Origin of the sequence: Streptomyces sp. NPDC021012 (genome assembly GCF_044333355.1) — a bacterium.
Lineage (GTDB): Bacteria > Actinomycetota > Actinomycetes > Streptomycetales > Streptomycetaceae > Streptomyces.
The window spans coordinates 693,060-706,558 of the sequence record NZ_JBIRQU010000002.1 but is presented as its reverse complement, the minus strand read 5'-3'; the positions used below and the strand labels follow the sequence as shown (position 1 = coordinate 706,558).

Genomic DNA, 13,499 nt, shown 5'->3' with positions numbered 1-13,499 from the left:
TCAACCGGGACATCAGGCTCTACCGGATACGGGAGCGACCCCGGCCCCCGGCGAGTGCGGCGCCCGGAAGCCGCCGACCCAGACGCCGGTGACGGCGCTCACGTACCGGGCGCCGCAGCGGTCGGAGGGGACGACCAGCTGCGTGCCCGGCGCGTCGAGCCACTCCCCGTCCAAGCGGGTCGCGAGCAGGACGGGGGCGCCACCGAAGTCGGCGTCGATCTCCGCCCAGGACAGCAGCGCGTGGTGCCCGTCGCCGCCGTCCACGGCCAGCAGGAAACGGGACCGCTCCTTGCGCCGGGCCGGATCGAACCCCGGACGCGCCGCCGCCACCACGTCACGCAGCAGCGGACCCTCGAAGGTGTGGTGCCGCGGCCCCTCCTTCGCGCACTCGAAGACGACCTCGGCCCGGTGCTGGGCCCAGTCCCTGCGCAGGTCCGCGACGGTGAGCACGGCCGGGAGGGCCACGTCTCCCCAGATGGCGAAGGCTCCGGTACGGCGACTCATCGTCAATCTCCTTCGGGCGGTCGGTGCGGGAACTGCGCCCAGTGATACCCGACCGCGCGGAGCGAGAACCGTGACCGCCCATCAAATCGGCCTCAAAGCCACGCATTTGTGAGCTTGATGCGAGACGACGGGACGCATCCTCCGGGTTCATTCGCCAACACCCCGCGCCCGGCGGTCGAGCGCGAGCCACACCCGGTCCCGGGTGACGGTCAGTTCGGCGAAGCGGATGCCGGTCGCGTCCCGCAGGGCGTGGCGAACGCGGGGGCGACGGGGTTGAACGGGCTCTCGCTCATGGACTTGGCGCCGAGCGGGCCGATGGCGTCGGACGTCTCGGCGAAGCGGACCCCGGTACGGGCACGTCGGCGTACCGGGGAGCCGGTAGCGGCGGAACGCGGCCGTGGTGGCCTCGCCCCGCTCGTCGGTCCGCACGTCCTCGAAGAGGGTGGCCCCGAGCGCCTGGGGACACCGCCCTCGACCTGGCCGCGGCACCGCATCGGGTTCATGACCCTGCCCGCGTCGGCGGCATGCGCGCTCCGCGGGATCCGGATCTCCCCGCTCCCCGGATCGACGGCCACCCGGAACCACTGGGCGTGGAAGGCCACCGAGCGCGGCGAGCCGTCCCGGTGCCCGTCCGCCCCGCCGGCTCCTCCGCCGCGCCGAGCGCGTACCCCGCCCCGTACAGCTCCTTCGGCGTCACCGTACGGCTCAGTCGGTGAAGGAACCGTGCCGTCCCGCCCCGCCCGCGAAGCGCGCGGCGCCCGACAGGGTCTCGCCGGCCGACAGCGGCACCATGCCGTGCCGGAGTTCGGCCGCCAGGGCCTCGGGCTCGGGCAGCCCGTGCTGCTCCCGCACGGACAGCCGGTCGTGGCGCAGGCACAGCTGGGGGAAGGCGGCGATCTCCCGGGCGAGTTCCTCCGCCGCGACCCGGGCCCGGCCCCTCGGCACGAGACGGTTGGCGAGCCCGATCTCGTACGCCTCCGCCGCCGGGACCGGCCGGCCGGTCAGGATCAGGTCCATGGCGCGGCTCTCGCCGATCAGCCGCGGCAGCCGGACCGTACCGCCGTCGATCAGGGGCACGCCCCACCGGCGGCAGAACACCCCGAGGACCGCGTCCTCCTCGACGACGCGCAGATCGCACCACAGGGCCAGTTCGAGTCCGCCGGCCACGGCATGGCCGCCGATGGCCGCGATGACCGGCTTCGTCAGCCGCAGCCGGGTCGGCCCCATCGGGCCGTCGCCGTCGGGTGCCACCCGGTTCCCGCTCCCGGTGCCGACGGCCTTGAGGTCGGCGCCCGCGCAGAAAGTGCCGCCCTCGCCCCACAGCACCGCGACCGAGGCCTCCTCGTCGGCCTCGAACTCCCGGAAGGCGTCGGCCAGTCGGCGGGCCGTCGGCCCGTCCACGGCGTTGCGGGCGGCGGGCCGCGAGAGGACCACCGTGGTCACGGGCCCGTCGCGCTCGACGCGTACGGTGTCCCGCTCCGCCGGTGTCGCTGATGCATCGGTCATGCGGGGCATTCTCGCGGGGCGGCCGGCCCGGCGGCCAGAGGGGACCTCAGTCGGAACGGTCGAGCAGCAGGTCCCGCACGCAGCCGCGCAGCCAGGCGTGCGCCGGGTCGGCGTCGTGGCGGGGATGCCAGGCGAGGCCGAGCGGCAGGGGCGGCAGGTCGAGGGGGACCTCGAAGACGACCAGGCCGAGGGACTCGGCCAGCGAGCGGCTCCGCGCGCCGATCAGGCCGACGAGGTCGGTGTCGCGGAGGAGGAACAGCGACGCCGGGTACGTGCCGACGCCCGCGACGACCCGCCGCCGCAGCCCGTGCTCGGCCAGGGCGGTGTCGATGGGGCCGTGCAGCCGCCCCCGGCGCGAGACGACGAGGTGGTCCGCGTCCACCGCGAACCTCCGCCGGGTCAGGCGCCCCCGGAGGAGCGGGTGCCCCGCCCGCACGACGGCCGTCATGCGGTCGTCCAGGAGGTGTTCGGTGCGCACCTCGGGATGGACGGTGTCGATGACACCGATCTCCAGGTCGGCGACGCCCTCCCGCAGCGTCGGCGCGTCGGTGCGGCTCTCGTTCAGGAACCGCAGCCGCACCCCCGGGGCCTCGCGGCCGGCGCGGGCGAGGAGGGCGGGGCCGAGCGTGGCGGCGAGGGCGTCCTGACCGAGCACCGTGAAGGTCCGCTCGACGGTGCTCGGATCGGTGGGGCCCGAAGCGAAGAGCGCCCTGGCCCGCTCCACGACCGCACCGACCTCGGCCCGTACGGACAGCGCGTACGGCGTCGGCACCATCGCGCGCCCGGCGCGCACCAGGATCGGATCGCCGAGCGCCTTGCGGATCCGGCCCAGGGTGCGGCTGGTGGCCGGCTCGGACAGGTGCAGCCGCCGGGCCGCGCCGCGCACGCTCTGCTCCTCCAGGAGGACGTCGAGGGCGAGGAGAAGGTTGAGGTCGAGGCCGGTCGGGTCCGTTGATTGCGTCATGCGCACTCATCTCTTGCAAAAGATGCACTGGAGGTAATCCGGGGGCCGAGCCTACGGTGAACGCGCATCCCCTCACCACCACGCTCCCCGGAGGAGCCATGTCTTCCCCTGCCCTCGTACCGCCTCCCGCCGCCCCGGCCGACACCGCGCCGGGAGCTCTCAGGCGGTCCACCCTGCTCGCGCTGTGCGCCTGCGTCCTCGTCGCGCAGAGCATGGTCGCCGCCGTCAACCTCCTCGTCCCCCAGCTCGCCGCCTCCTCCCTCCACCCGTCCGCCACCGAACTCCTGTGGACGGTGGACACGTACGTCATCGTCTTCGCCGGACTGCTCATCCCAGCCGGGGCGCTGGGCGACCGGCGGGGCCGCAAGGGCCTGCTGCTCGCCGGCCTCGCGCTGTTCGCCGCCGGAGCGGCGCTCAGCGCCCTGGCCCCGTCGCCCGCGCTGCTGATCGCCGGACGCGGGGTCTCCGGCGCCGGAGCCGCCTGCATCATGCCCGCGACCATGTCGGTCCTCGTGCAGCTCGCCGGACCGGAACGCCGGGCCCGGGCCCTCGCCTCCTGGACCCTCGCCGTCGGCCTGGGCGGCCTCGCGGGCAACGTCGGCGGGGGAGCGGCCGGCCAGTACCTCTCCTGGCGCGCCCTGTTCTGGCTGATGGTCCCGCTGGCCGCGCTCCTCGCCTGGACCGTCAAGGTCGCCGTCCCGCGCACCGGACGCTCCCCGCACGGCCACCCCGACCCGCGCGGCACGCTGCTGCTCGTCGCGGCCCTGGTCGCCCTCCTCGCGGGCATCATCGAAGGCCCGGCACACGGCTGGACCTCGCCCCGCATCCTCGTCCTCTTCGCGGTGGGCGCGGCACTGACCGGCCTGTTCACCTGGTACGCGCTCCGCTCGCCCGTCGCCCTGTTCGACCCGCGGGTCTTCCGCTCCCGGCGGCTGCGCGCCGCCGTCCTGGGCACGGGCACCGGCTTCTTCGGCCTCTTCGCGCTCTTCTACGCCAACTCGCAGTACCTGCAGTACGTCAAGGGGTACGGCCCCGCCGTCACCGGCCTCGCCATCGTCCCCCTCACCCTCGGCATGGCCCTCTTCCCCAAGGTGTCGACCCGCTGGCAGGCCGCGTCGGGCCCGCGCCCTGCCGTGACCACCGGACTGTTCCTGATCGGCGCCGGACTCCTGGGCGCCTCCACCGCCGACGCGGCCACGCCGTACGCGCTGTACGCCTGCTGGCTGCTCGTCATCTCGGCGGGCACCGGCCTGTGCATGCCGGCCCTGACCGTCGGCGTCGTCTCCGCCCTCCCCGCGCACCAGGCCGGTCTCGGCTCCGGCCTCGGCACCTCGGCCCGGGAGATCGGCGCCGCCCTCGGCGTGGCCGTCACCGGCACCGTACTCGCGGTGCACGAGGCCGACGCCCGCGCGGGCTCCTTCGCCGACGCGATGAGTCCGGCGCTGCGCACCGCGGGCGCGCTCGTCCTGGTCGCCACGGTCCTGGTCACCGTCGGATACCGCACCGGGGCCGGCCCCACCCGCTGAGGGGAACCGCCTCCGCATGCGCCTGTGGGCCGGATGGCGCAGGCGGCGCGCGGCGGGGCCCGTACCGCGAGAGGGTGGCCGGACCCCGGGACAGGACGGCCCGGCGGCCGACGAGGGCCCGGACGGCCGCTCGTCCGGCCGGACCGGGCCCCGGCACGGTCCGCCGTCCCCGGTCCCGCAACCGAGGAGGTAGCGCATGTCCCGCCGTGTCCCCGCCGCGTACGCCGGGCGGAACTCCACGAGCTCCGCCCCCGGCCGCACCGGCCCCCGCCCGAGGCTCCGATTCCGTACGGCGGCCGCCGGGACGATCGTGGCGGCCGCCCTCCTGGGCGGTGCCACCACCGCTCCGGCGGGGGCCGCGCCACCGGTCCCGTCGGACCGGGCGCAGGCTCCGTACGGCCCCGGACACGGCGGCGACCCGGCGCTCCAGCGGGCCCTGGCCGAGCTGGTGGGGGCGCCCGGCGGGCCGCCCGGCGCGATCGCGGTCCTGACCCGGGACGGCGTACGGCGGGTCTACCGGGCCGGCACGGCCGAGGTGGGCACGGGCCGCCCGCTCCGGCCGGAGGACCACATGCGCGTCGCCAGCGTCGCCAAGGCCTTCAGCGGCGCGGTCGCGCTCGGCCTCGTCGACCGGAAGGCGCTGGACCTGGACGACACGATCGGCCGCGTCCTGCCCCGACTTCCCGCCGCCTGGCACGCCGTGACCCTGCGTCAACTGCTCCAGCACACCAGTGGACTTCCGGACTTCAGCAAGAGCAAGGCCTTCCAGGACATCGTCCGCGCCGATCCCCGCCACCACTTCGACTCCCGCCGCCTCCTCGACTTCGTGGCCGACCGGCCGCTCGCCTTCCCGCCGGGCAGCCGCTACGCCTACTCCAACTCGGACAACATCGCGGTCGCGCTGATGGCCGAACGGGTCACCGGCCGCCCGTACGAGTCGCTGCTGAAGCAGCTGGTGTACCGACCGCTCGACCTGACGGGCACCAGCCTCCCCCAGGACTACCGGCTGCCGCGCCCCTTCCTGCACGGCTACTTCACCGCCCCCGGCGAGCCGCCCGAGGACGTGAGCGAGGCGGTCAGCGCCTCCGGTGCCTGGGCGTCCGGCGGCATCGTCTCCACCCCCGCCGACCTGAGCCGGTTCATCGGCGGCTACGCGGGACCGGAGCTGCTGACCCCCGCCACCCGCCGCGCCCAGCAGGATTTCCTCCCCGGCGGCGCCTCCGAGCCGGCCGGCCCCGGCGCCAACGCGGCCGGCCTGGGCCTCTTCCGCTACACCACCCGCTGCGGCAAGGTCCTCGGCCACACCGGCAACACCCCCGGCTACACGCAGTTCGCCGCGGCCACCCGGGACGGCCGGCGCACGGTGACGGTCTCCGTCACCAGCCAGGTCACGCAGGACCCGGCCCTGCTGGCCCGACTGCGCGCGACCGAGGAGCAGTTCGTCTGCGCCCTGCTGGGCGAGGAGGACTGGGGGTTCCGGCCGTAGGACCCGTCGAACGGAAGAGGACCGACCCCTTACGCGGCGAAGGGTTTCCCCTTAGCCTCACCCCAGCGTGCAAGTTACCTGCCGGTCAATGAAGTTGACGGGCGCACCGGGTCCGGAGGTCGCCATGAGTTCCGCGCAGTCCCCGCTCGACGACCGGCCGCCCTCGGTGGCGCACCTCTTCCTCGCGCGGGTCGCGGCCACGCCCGACCGGGAGGCCTACCGCCACCCGGTGGCGGTGGGCCACGGCGCTCCCGGCGCCGAGGAGTGGCACTCGCTGACCTGGGCCCAGACCGCCGAGCGCGTGACGGCGATCGCGGCCGGGCTGCTCGCCCTCGGACTGCGGACCGAGGAGCGGGTGGCCATCTGCTCCGCCACCCGGGTGGAGTGGATCCTCGCCGATCTGGGCGTGATGTGCGCGGGCGCCGCCGCGACCGCCGTCTACCCGAGCACCGACGCCGACGAGACGGCGTACATCCTCGCCGACTCCGACAGCCGGGCGGTCTTCGTCGAGAACGCCGCCCAGCTGGCCAAGGTCGTCGCACACGCCGACCGGCTGCCCGGACTCGGCCACGCGATCCTCTTCGACCCGGAGGCCGACCTCCCGCAGGCCGAGGGCATCGAGGTGCTGAGCCTCGCCGAACTGGAGAAGCGCGGCACGGCCCACCTCCAGGAGCACCCCGACGCGATCCGCAGGACGGTCGAGGCCATCGAGCCGGAGCAGCTCGCCACCCTGATCTACACCTCCGGCACGACCGGCCGCCCGAAGGGCGTGCGCCTGGTGCACGACTGCTGGTCCTACCAGGGCGTCGCGCAGGAGGTCAGCGGGCTGCTCGACCCCGACGACGTGCAGTTCCTGTGGCTGCCGCTGTCCCACGTCTTCGGCAACGCCCTCATCTCCGGTCAGGTGCGGACCGGACACGTGATCGCGGTGGACGGGCGCGTCGACCGCATCATCGCCAACCTGCCCGTCGTCCGGCCCACCGTGATGGCCTCGGCGCCGAGGGTCTTCGAGAAGGTCTACAACGGCATCGCGGCGAAGGCGAGGGCCGAGGGCGGCGCGAAGTACAGGATCTTCCTGTGGGCGGCGAAGGTCGCCCGCGACTACGCCAGGACCGGACAGGAGAGCCTGGTGGCGACGGGAAGCCGCACGGTGCCCCTGGGGCTCACGATCCGGCATGCGCTCGCCGACAGGCTGGTCTACGGAAAGATACGGGCGGCGTTCGGGGGCGCACTGCGCGGCAGCGCCTCGGGCAGCGCCGCGCTCGCCCCCGACATCGCCTACTTCTTCGCCGGCGCGGGCGTGCCCGTCCTGGAGGGCTACGGCCTGACGGAGACCAGCGCGGCCTGCACGGTCAACCCTTCCGAGGACCACCGGGTGGGCACGGTCGGCAGGCCCCTGCCGGGCACCGAGGTCCGCATCGCCGAGGACGGGGAGATCCTGCTGCGGGGGCCCGGTGTCATGCGCGGCTACCACAACCTCCCGGAGAAGACCGCCGAAGTCCTGGAGAGCGACGGCTGGTTCCGCACCGGGGACATCGGCGAGATCGACGAGGAGGGCTTCCTCCGGATCACCGACCGCAAGAAGGACCTGTTCAAGACCTCGGGCGGCAAGTACGTGGCGCCCACGGAGATCGAGGGCCGGTTCAAGGCCGCCTGCCCGTTCGTCAGCAACATCCTGGTCATCGGCGACGGCCGCAACTACTGCACCGCCCTGATCGCCCTCGACGAGAGCGCGATCATGCCCTGGGCGGCCTCGCACGGCCTCGGGGGCCGCGACTACGCCGAGGTCGTCTCCTCGCCCGAGGTCCACGCCCTGATCGACGGCTTCGTGCGGCGCGTCAACGACGGCCTCCAGCGCTGGCAGACGATCAAGAAGTTCGCGGTCCTGCCGCGCGACCTCGACGTCGAGCACGGCGAGCTCACCCCGAGCCTCAAGGTGAAGCGGCCCGTCGTCGAGCGGGAGTACGCCGAGGTCGTCGAGGCCCTGTACGAGGGCGCCCGCGAGGCCTGACGCCCGGCCACCGCCCCGGCGGCCTCAGGACTCCAGCACCTCCACGTGGTCGCCGACCGCGACGGCCAGGACCCGGGAGCCCGGTTCGGTGGTGCGCCAGCGGTGGCGGACGCCGCCGGAGAGCAGGAGCGTGTCGCCGCGCCCCAGCCGGTGGACGCGGCCGTCGGCCTCCACCTCCACCGCGCCGTCCGCCACGTACAGCAGCTCGTCGTTGCGGTGCCGGAACTCGCGGTCCGCCTCGTGCGCGCCGACGAACTCCAGGGCATGCAGCTGATGGCGGCCGCGCACCACCGGCCGCACGCGCGCCTCCCGGTCGAGGCCGCTGTCGTCGCCCGCGCGCACCACGTCGACCGTACGGGTCTCGTCGGAGGCGGCGAGCAGTTGCACCGCCGTCGTGCCGAGGGCGTCCGCGATCCGCTGGAGCGACCTCATGCTGGGGCGCGCCCGGTCGTTCTCGATCTGGCTGAGGAACGGGGAGGAGAGCCCGCTGCCCTTCGCCACCTCGGCGAGCGTCAGATCCAGTGCCCGGCGCCTGCGGCGCACGGCGGCGCCCACCCGCGGTGTGTTCGCGGCCTCCATGGATGTCCCGTCCTTTCCCGCCCCGTGATGCATGACCGCACCCTACGCGGCGGTAGGCCGGAGCCCGGAGACGGTTTCGTACTCCCGACACACGCCCGTCACACAAGGCCCCTAACGTCAAAGTCGCTTGCTCTCATCAAAGAAAGTTTGAAGGAGGAGTCCAGACGTGGAAAGTCCGAAGGAGCCCGACGTGCCCGCGATCGACCAGAACTCACGCCGCCGACGCCCCACCGGCCTCATCGCCCTCGACGAGACGGCCGCGTCCGAGGGCTACACCCTCTACGCCCCGCTCACCGGCACCGGCGAGGTCCACCTCATCGACCTCCACGGCCGCACCGTCCACCGGTGGGACCTCCCGTACCGCCCCGGCCGCCACGCCCGGCTCCTCGCCGACGGCACCCTCGCCTACAACGGCGTCCTCCCGGGGGAGAAGGCCCTCTTCCCCATGTGGCACAAGTACCGAGGCGGCGTCATGCTCCACGCCGCACCCGACGGCACCGTCCTGCGCGAGCACCGGGACCCCCTCCAGCACCACGACGCCCACCACCTCGACGACGGCCGCATCCTCTACACCGCCCTGGAACCCCTCACCGGCGCCGAGGCCGCGACGGTACGCGGCGGAGTGCCCGGCTCCGAGGCCGAGGGCGGCACGGTCTGGGCCGACACCATCAAGGAGGTCGGCCCGGACGGCGAACTCCTGTGGTCCTGGCGCGCCGCCGAGCACCTCGACCGCGATTCCTTCCCGCTGCACGAGGCCTACGCCCGCGAGCACTGGCCGCTGATCAACAGCGTCACGCCCCTGCGGGACGGCAACATCCTCGCCAGCCTGCGCAGCGTCTCCGCCGTCGTCGTCATCAGCCGCGCCACCGGCGAGATCCTCTGGCGCAGCCGCCCCGGCACCGTCAGCCAGCAGCACGCGCCCACCGAACTGGACGACGGCCGGTTCCTCGTCTTCGACAACGGCGTCTTCCGGCCCGGCCACGACGTCCCGTACTCCCGCGTCATCGAGATCGACCGGACCGGCGGCGACATCGTGTGGGAGTACCACGACCCGGCCCGCGAGTTCTTCTTCGCTCCCTTCATGGGCTCCGCGCAGCGCCTGCCGAACGGCAACACCCTCGTCACCGACTCCCCGTCCGGGCGGCTCTTCGAGGTGACGAAGGACGGCTACCTGTGCTGGGAGTACGTCGTCCCGTACTTCGCCGGCTACGGCGAGAGCGAGGTCCGCGGCCTCTTCCCGTCCGAGCCCAACGCCGTCTTCCGCGCCTACCGGTACACCGCGGCGGAGATCCCGTGGCTGGAGGCGACGGCATGACGACGACCGCACCCGCCCCCGCGGTGGAAGCCGTCGACGCGCCCGTCCCGTTGCGGCGCCTCGCGCCCCTCGCGGCCCAGCACGTCCTCGCGATGATCGCCGCCCCCGTCTCCACCGTCTTCCTCGTCGCCGGCACCCTGAAGATGACGCCCGGCGCGACGGCCTCGCTGCTCAGCACCGTCCTGCTCCTGTGCGGCGCGGGCGCCCTGCTCCAGTCCCTCGGCGTGTGGCGGATCGGCGGCCGCCTGCCGTTCGTCATGCTCCCGGGCGGCGCCGCGACCGCGCTGTTCCTCCAGATCGCCCAGGAACACGGACCGGCCACCGCCACCGGCGCCGTCCTCCTCGCGGCCGCGCTGCTGCTCGCCGTCCTGCCCCTGTACGCCCGGATCGTACGGCTCTTCCCGCCGCTGGTCATGGGCGTGACCGTGCTGCTCATCGGGGTCGCGATGATCCGTGTCGCCGCCCGGCTCGTGACCGGTCCCGACGGGACGGGGGAGCCGCGCGCGGTGCTCCTCGCCGCGCTCACCGTGGCGGCGACCGTCGCCGCGTACGTGTTCCTGCGCGGCGTCTGGCGGCAGACCTCCGTCCTCCTCGGGATGGCGGCGGGGACCGTCGTCGCGGTGGCGACCGGCCTCGGCTCCTTCCACCCCGCAACGGGCAGCGGCTTCGCGCTGCCGGTGTTCCTGCCCTTCGGCGCACCGCGGTTCGACCTGGCGGCCGCGCTTCCGCTCCTCGTGTTCAGCCTCACCACGCTGGCAGAGATCACCGGGCAGACCGTGCTCAACAGCGAGACCGTGGGCCGGACTCCCGTACCCGAGCGGGACGTTCCGCGCGTCGCCCGCGCCGACGCCCTGCTGTCCCTGGCCGGCGGCCTCTTCGGCACCTCCCTCATGGTCACCAGCGCCGAGAACATCGGCATCGGCCGGCTCACCGGCGTCCGCAGCCGCTTCGTGACCGCCGGCGCCGGGGCACTCCTCGTCGCCCTCGGCCTGGCCACGCCCGTCTCCCGGGCCCTCGCCGGCATCCCCGAGGCCGTCGTGGGCGGCTCCGCCCTCGTCGTCTACGCCGTGATCGCCGTCATGGGCGTCGAGATGCTCCGCCGCGCCGACCTGTCCGGCACGGGCACGGGCTCGCTGACGGCCGCGCTCGCCCTCACCACGGGACTGCTGCCGCTGCTCAGCCCGGACCTGTACGCCGGGTTCCCCGGCTGGGCCCGCACGATCCTCGGCAGCGGCGTCGTCGCCGGCACCCTGACGGCGGTCCTCCTCACCGCACTCCTCGGCCGCACCCGCCCCGGGGAACCCGACCCCGTTCCTTAGGGCCGGTCCGGCGGATCGCGGCCGGGCCGCCACGACGCCGTCCCGTCGTGGCGACACCGGACGCCGGCCTACGCGACCGGGCCGCGCTCGTGGGGGATCCGCTCCCCGGCCTCCACCGCGACGGGCAGCCGGTTCTCGGCCGGAGGCAGCGGGCAGGTCGCGAAATCGGTGTAGGCGCAGGGCAGATTGGTCGCGCGGTTGAAGTCGAGCACGACCGTGCCGTCGGGGCCGGGGGCCCCGACCGTGAGATTCCGGTTCGCCGCGTACGTGGTGACGCCCGAGGTCGCGTCGGTGAACAGCAGCGTGAGGCTGCCGGGCGCGTGCCCGTTGAACGCGGTGAGGCTCAACTCCCTTTCGTCCAGCCGGAAGACGACCCGGCCCGGGGCGTCGTACACGTGCTGGAGCCCCTCCACGGAGGCGCCGACCGTCGTCGGCCGCGGCGCGTCGAAGGCCTCGTACCGGCCCGTGACCACCCAGCGCGGATCGGGCTCGTACGCCGGCGTGCCGGTGAACGCGACCCGCAGCGGGTGGCCGGGGTGCCGCGGACGGATCACGTCGTTGCCGCCGCGCTTGGCGACCTCGATCACGGTGTCGCCCCAGACGGCGTCGACGCCGCCGCGCTCCGGGATGACGCCGAAGAGGTGACGACCCCGGACCGCTTCGCCGCCGACGAGGAGTTCCTCGCCCTCGCCGAGCTCCACGGCGACTCCTTCGGGTCCCGTGGACCAGGTCCCGGGCGCGCCGGGGAAGGACTGCGGCTCGGCGGAGAGCCAGTGCAGACCGGTGATCGCGAGGAAGCCGTGCTCCGAGGCGAGCCGGGCGTCCTTGTCCCGGTGCCACGCCTCCCACTCCTTGGCGAAGACCTCCGGATCGGGAACGGATGTGTCGCGGACGCTCATGCGTCTCCTCCTGCTGCGGTGGATGGTGTGATGCGCGCGGTCGCGTGGCCCGCCGCGAGGGCAGGGGGAACGGAGCGCGGGGCAGGACGAGGCCGTCAGGAGGCGCCCGGGATCAGCCGGGGCGTGCGCGTCGGTGTCCGGACGCCGGGTCGAGGCCTCGGTGTCAGCCGGAACACGCCATGGTCGTGACGCGCGCGTAGTCCACGTGTCGGCGCGTCACGAGAAGGCTCATGGCTTCAGGAGAACACAACTCCGGTGCGCGGCGCCAGTGGTCAGGCGATCCGGGCACCCCGGTCGTCGCAGGGGATGCCGGTGGCCGGGCTGTGGGCGGGGAAGTCGCGGGTGGCCTGGCGTTCCACCTCGGTGATCGCCGTCGGCTCCACGTCGATGATGCCGCCGAAGGGCCGGTCGACGTCCCGGATGATGATCAGCATCGTCGTCAGGAGCGCGGTGATCACCGTCAGGGTGGTCAACTGGCCGAGGTTGTTCTTCCGGGGCAGGCAGAAGCCCAGAGCCGTCACGGTGATGAAGAGGGTGGCGAGCAGGAACCAGAAGATGGTGCCGGGAATGCTCGCGCTCGCCTGGGTGAGGCGTTCCTCGCGCTCGTCGGAGCGCTTGTTGTCGGCGGCGACCAGCATGCCGAAGACCGGCTGGCCCTGCAGGGTCCGGAAGGTCGCGCGGAAGTCCGTCGACCACACGCTGGGCGCCGGCGAGCCGTGGCCGTCGGACATGGCAGGCCATTCCTGCTCGCGTACGGCTCGGGCGTGGCAGACGGCGTCGGCCTGGACCCGCGCCCGCTGCGCCTGCGGCGCGTACTCGGCCGTCTCCACGAGCTGGTCCAGGGCCCGGGCCTCCCCGCGCGAGGCGACCTCGGCCTTGCCGTACGAGCCGTTGGCGGTGACCAGGACGAAGGAGAGCAGCAGGACGGTCATGGTCAGCAGCGGGCCGACGAGGTCCTTGACGGCCATGCCCGTTCCGTCGTCTTCCTTGATCAGTCGCGGCCGGAGGAACCGGTTCGCCGCGAGGCCCGCGAGCAGGGCCACGACGGCGGCGGCGATGACGAGAAGCACGAGGAGCACCTCCGGGAACGGCCGGAAGCCTCCGGTGACTCCGGCAAGGCGCCGATCATCGCCCGGCGGGTCACGGGGCGGGAACTGAGGAAGCGTTCGCTCGCCCCCGCACGGGGGACGCGTGTGGGGCCGTGCGGCTCAGGCCCGTGGCCGGGCGGACTCGCGGTCCCGGCAGCGGAATTGGACCTCCATGACCCTTATGGCACTCGTCCGGGAACGCAGGTTTGAGACATGAACGTGTGTCCGGTTCGCTTCGGTCAGGATGAGTGGCGTACAACCTGTGACCGGCCCGTTCACCGATGCGCGCGGTCACCCCGTAC

General features: G+C 73.9%; 11 protein-coding genes and 1 pseudogene. 5 read left to right on the top strand and 7 right to left on the bottom strand.

Annotated features, from left to right (window positions below; genetic code table 11):
- Positions 1-12: 12 nt before the first annotated feature.
- The 4 genes and pseudogenes from ACH4TP_RS08475 to ACH4TP_RS08460 form a co-directional block, all read right to left on the bottom strand.
- A complete protein-coding gene (locus tag ACH4TP_RS08475) occupies positions 13-504 on the bottom strand; it encodes a molybdopterin-dependent oxidoreductase (RefSeq protein WP_389224652.1) in 492 nt (163 codons plus the stop codon).
- A gap of 147 nt (positions 505-651) precedes the next feature.
- Positions 652-1,207: pseudogene (locus ACH4TP_RS08470) on the bottom strand (molybdopterin cofactor-binding domain-containing protein); the annotation flags it as partial.
- Between the two features lie 2 nt (positions 1,208-1,209).
- A complete protein-coding gene (locus tag ACH4TP_RS08465; protein WP_398179072.1) occupies positions 1,210-2,010 on the bottom strand; it encodes a crotonase/enoyl-CoA hydratase family protein in 801 nt (266 codons plus the stop codon).
- Positions 2,011-2,056: 46 nt separating this feature from the next.
- Positions 2,057-2,974, bottom strand: coding sequence for a LysR family transcriptional regulator (locus ACH4TP_RS08460; protein ID WP_398436546.1), 918 nt, complete (start codon positions 2,972-2,974; stop codon positions 2,057-2,059).
- A gap of 98 nt (positions 2,975-3,072) precedes the next feature.
- Between ACH4TP_RS08460 and ACH4TP_RS08455 the strand changes: the two genes are divergently transcribed.
- The 3 genes from ACH4TP_RS08455 to ACH4TP_RS08445 all read left to right on the top strand — a co-directional run bounded on the left by ACH4TP_RS08455 (position 3,073) and on the right by ACH4TP_RS08445 (position 7,997).
- Positions 3,073-4,500 (top strand): MFS transporter, encoded by a 1,428-nt coding sequence (locus tag ACH4TP_RS08455; protein ID WP_398436544.1) that lies wholly within the window; start codon positions 3,073-3,075, stop codon positions 4,498-4,500.
- 196 nt (positions 4,501-4,696) lie between these two features.
- A complete protein-coding gene (locus ACH4TP_RS08450; RefSeq protein WP_398436543.1) occupies positions 4,697-5,986 on the top strand; it encodes a serine hydrolase domain-containing protein in 1,290 nt (429 codons plus the stop codon).
- A gap of 124 nt (positions 5,987-6,110) precedes the next feature.
- Positions 6,111-7,997 (top strand): AMP-dependent synthetase/ligase, encoded by a 1,887-nt coding sequence (locus ACH4TP_RS08445; protein ID WP_398179084.1) that lies wholly within the window; start codon positions 6,111-6,113, stop codon positions 7,995-7,997.
- A 24-nt stretch (positions 7,998-8,021) separates the two neighbouring features.
- Here ACH4TP_RS08445 and ACH4TP_RS08440 read toward each other — a convergent pair whose 3' ends face one another.
- Positions 8,022-8,576, bottom strand: a complete 555-nt coding sequence (locus ACH4TP_RS08440; protein ID WP_398179087.1) for a helix-turn-helix domain-containing protein — start codon at positions 8,574-8,576, stop codon at positions 8,022-8,024.
- Between the two features lie 166 nt (positions 8,577-8,742).
- Here ACH4TP_RS08440 and ACH4TP_RS08435 point away from each other — a divergent pair, with 166 nt between their 5' ends.
- Together ACH4TP_RS08435 and ACH4TP_RS08430 are read left to right on the top strand one after the other, a co-directional pair.
- Positions 8,743-9,891 carry an arylsulfotransferase family protein gene (locus tag ACH4TP_RS08435; protein WP_398436541.1) on the top strand — a complete coding sequence of 383 codons (1,149 nt, stop codon included), beginning with the start codon at positions 8,743-8,745 and terminating at the stop codon, positions 9,889-9,891.
- Complete coding sequence (locus tag ACH4TP_RS08430; protein ID WP_398436540.1) at positions 9,888-11,210, top strand: uracil-xanthine permease family protein; 1,323 nt, start codon at positions 9,888-9,890, stop codon at positions 11,208-11,210. The genes ACH4TP_RS08435 and ACH4TP_RS08430 overlap by 4 nt, the downstream gene beginning before the upstream one ends.
- 68 nt (positions 11,211-11,278) lie before the next feature.
- On the opposite strand, the gene ACH4TP_RS08425 is transcribed toward ACH4TP_RS08430, so the two are convergent.
- Both ACH4TP_RS08425 and ACH4TP_RS08420 read right to left on the bottom strand, forming a co-directional pair.
- On the bottom strand, positions 11,279-12,109 hold the full coding sequence (locus tag ACH4TP_RS08425) for a DUF1684 domain-containing protein (RefSeq protein WP_398436539.1): 831 nt from the start codon (positions 12,107-12,109) through the stop codon (positions 11,279-11,281).
- Between the two features lie 272 nt (positions 12,110-12,381).
- Positions 12,382-13,179, bottom strand: a complete 798-nt coding sequence (locus ACH4TP_RS08420) for a hypothetical protein (protein WP_398436538.1) — start codon at positions 13,177-13,179, stop codon at positions 12,382-12,384.
- Positions 13,180-13,499 lie beyond the last annotated feature (320 nt).

Excerpts from the sequence above, each read along its gene's own strand:
- ACH4TP_RS08475 (WP_389224652.1), bottom strand. The coding sequence starts at position 504 with ATGAGTCGCCGTACCGGAGCCTTCGCCATCTGGGGAGACGTGGCCCTC.
- ACH4TP_RS08465 (WP_398179072.1), bottom strand. The coding sequence starts at position 2,010 with ATGACCGATGCATCAGCGACACCGGCGGAGCGGGACACCGTACGCGTC.
- ACH4TP_RS08460 (WP_398436546.1), bottom strand. The coding sequence starts at position 2,974 with ATGACGCAATCAACGGACCCGACCGGCCTCGACCTCAACCTTCTCCTC.
- ACH4TP_RS08455 (WP_398436544.1), top strand. The coding sequence starts at position 3,073 with ATGTCTTCCCCTGCCCTCGTACCGCCTCCCGCCGCCCCGGCCGACACC.
- ACH4TP_RS08450 (WP_398436543.1), top strand. The coding sequence starts at position 4,697 with ATGTCCCGCCGTGTCCCCGCCGCGTACGCCGGGCGGAACTCCACGAGC.
- ACH4TP_RS08445 (WP_398179084.1), top strand. The coding sequence starts at position 6,111 with ATGAGTTCCGCGCAGTCCCCGCTCGACGACCGGCCGCCCTCGGTGGCG.
- ACH4TP_RS08440 (WP_398179087.1), bottom strand. The coding sequence starts at position 8,576 with ATGGAGGCCGCGAACACACCGCGGGTGGGCGCCGCCGTGCGCCGCAGG.
- ACH4TP_RS08430 (WP_398436540.1), top strand. The coding sequence starts at position 9,888 with ATGACGACGACCGCACCCGCCCCCGCGGTGGAAGCCGTCGACGCGCCC.
- ACH4TP_RS08425 (WP_398436539.1), bottom strand. The coding sequence starts at position 12,109 with ATGAGCGTCCGCGACACATCCGTTCCCGATCCGGAGGTCTTCGCCAAG.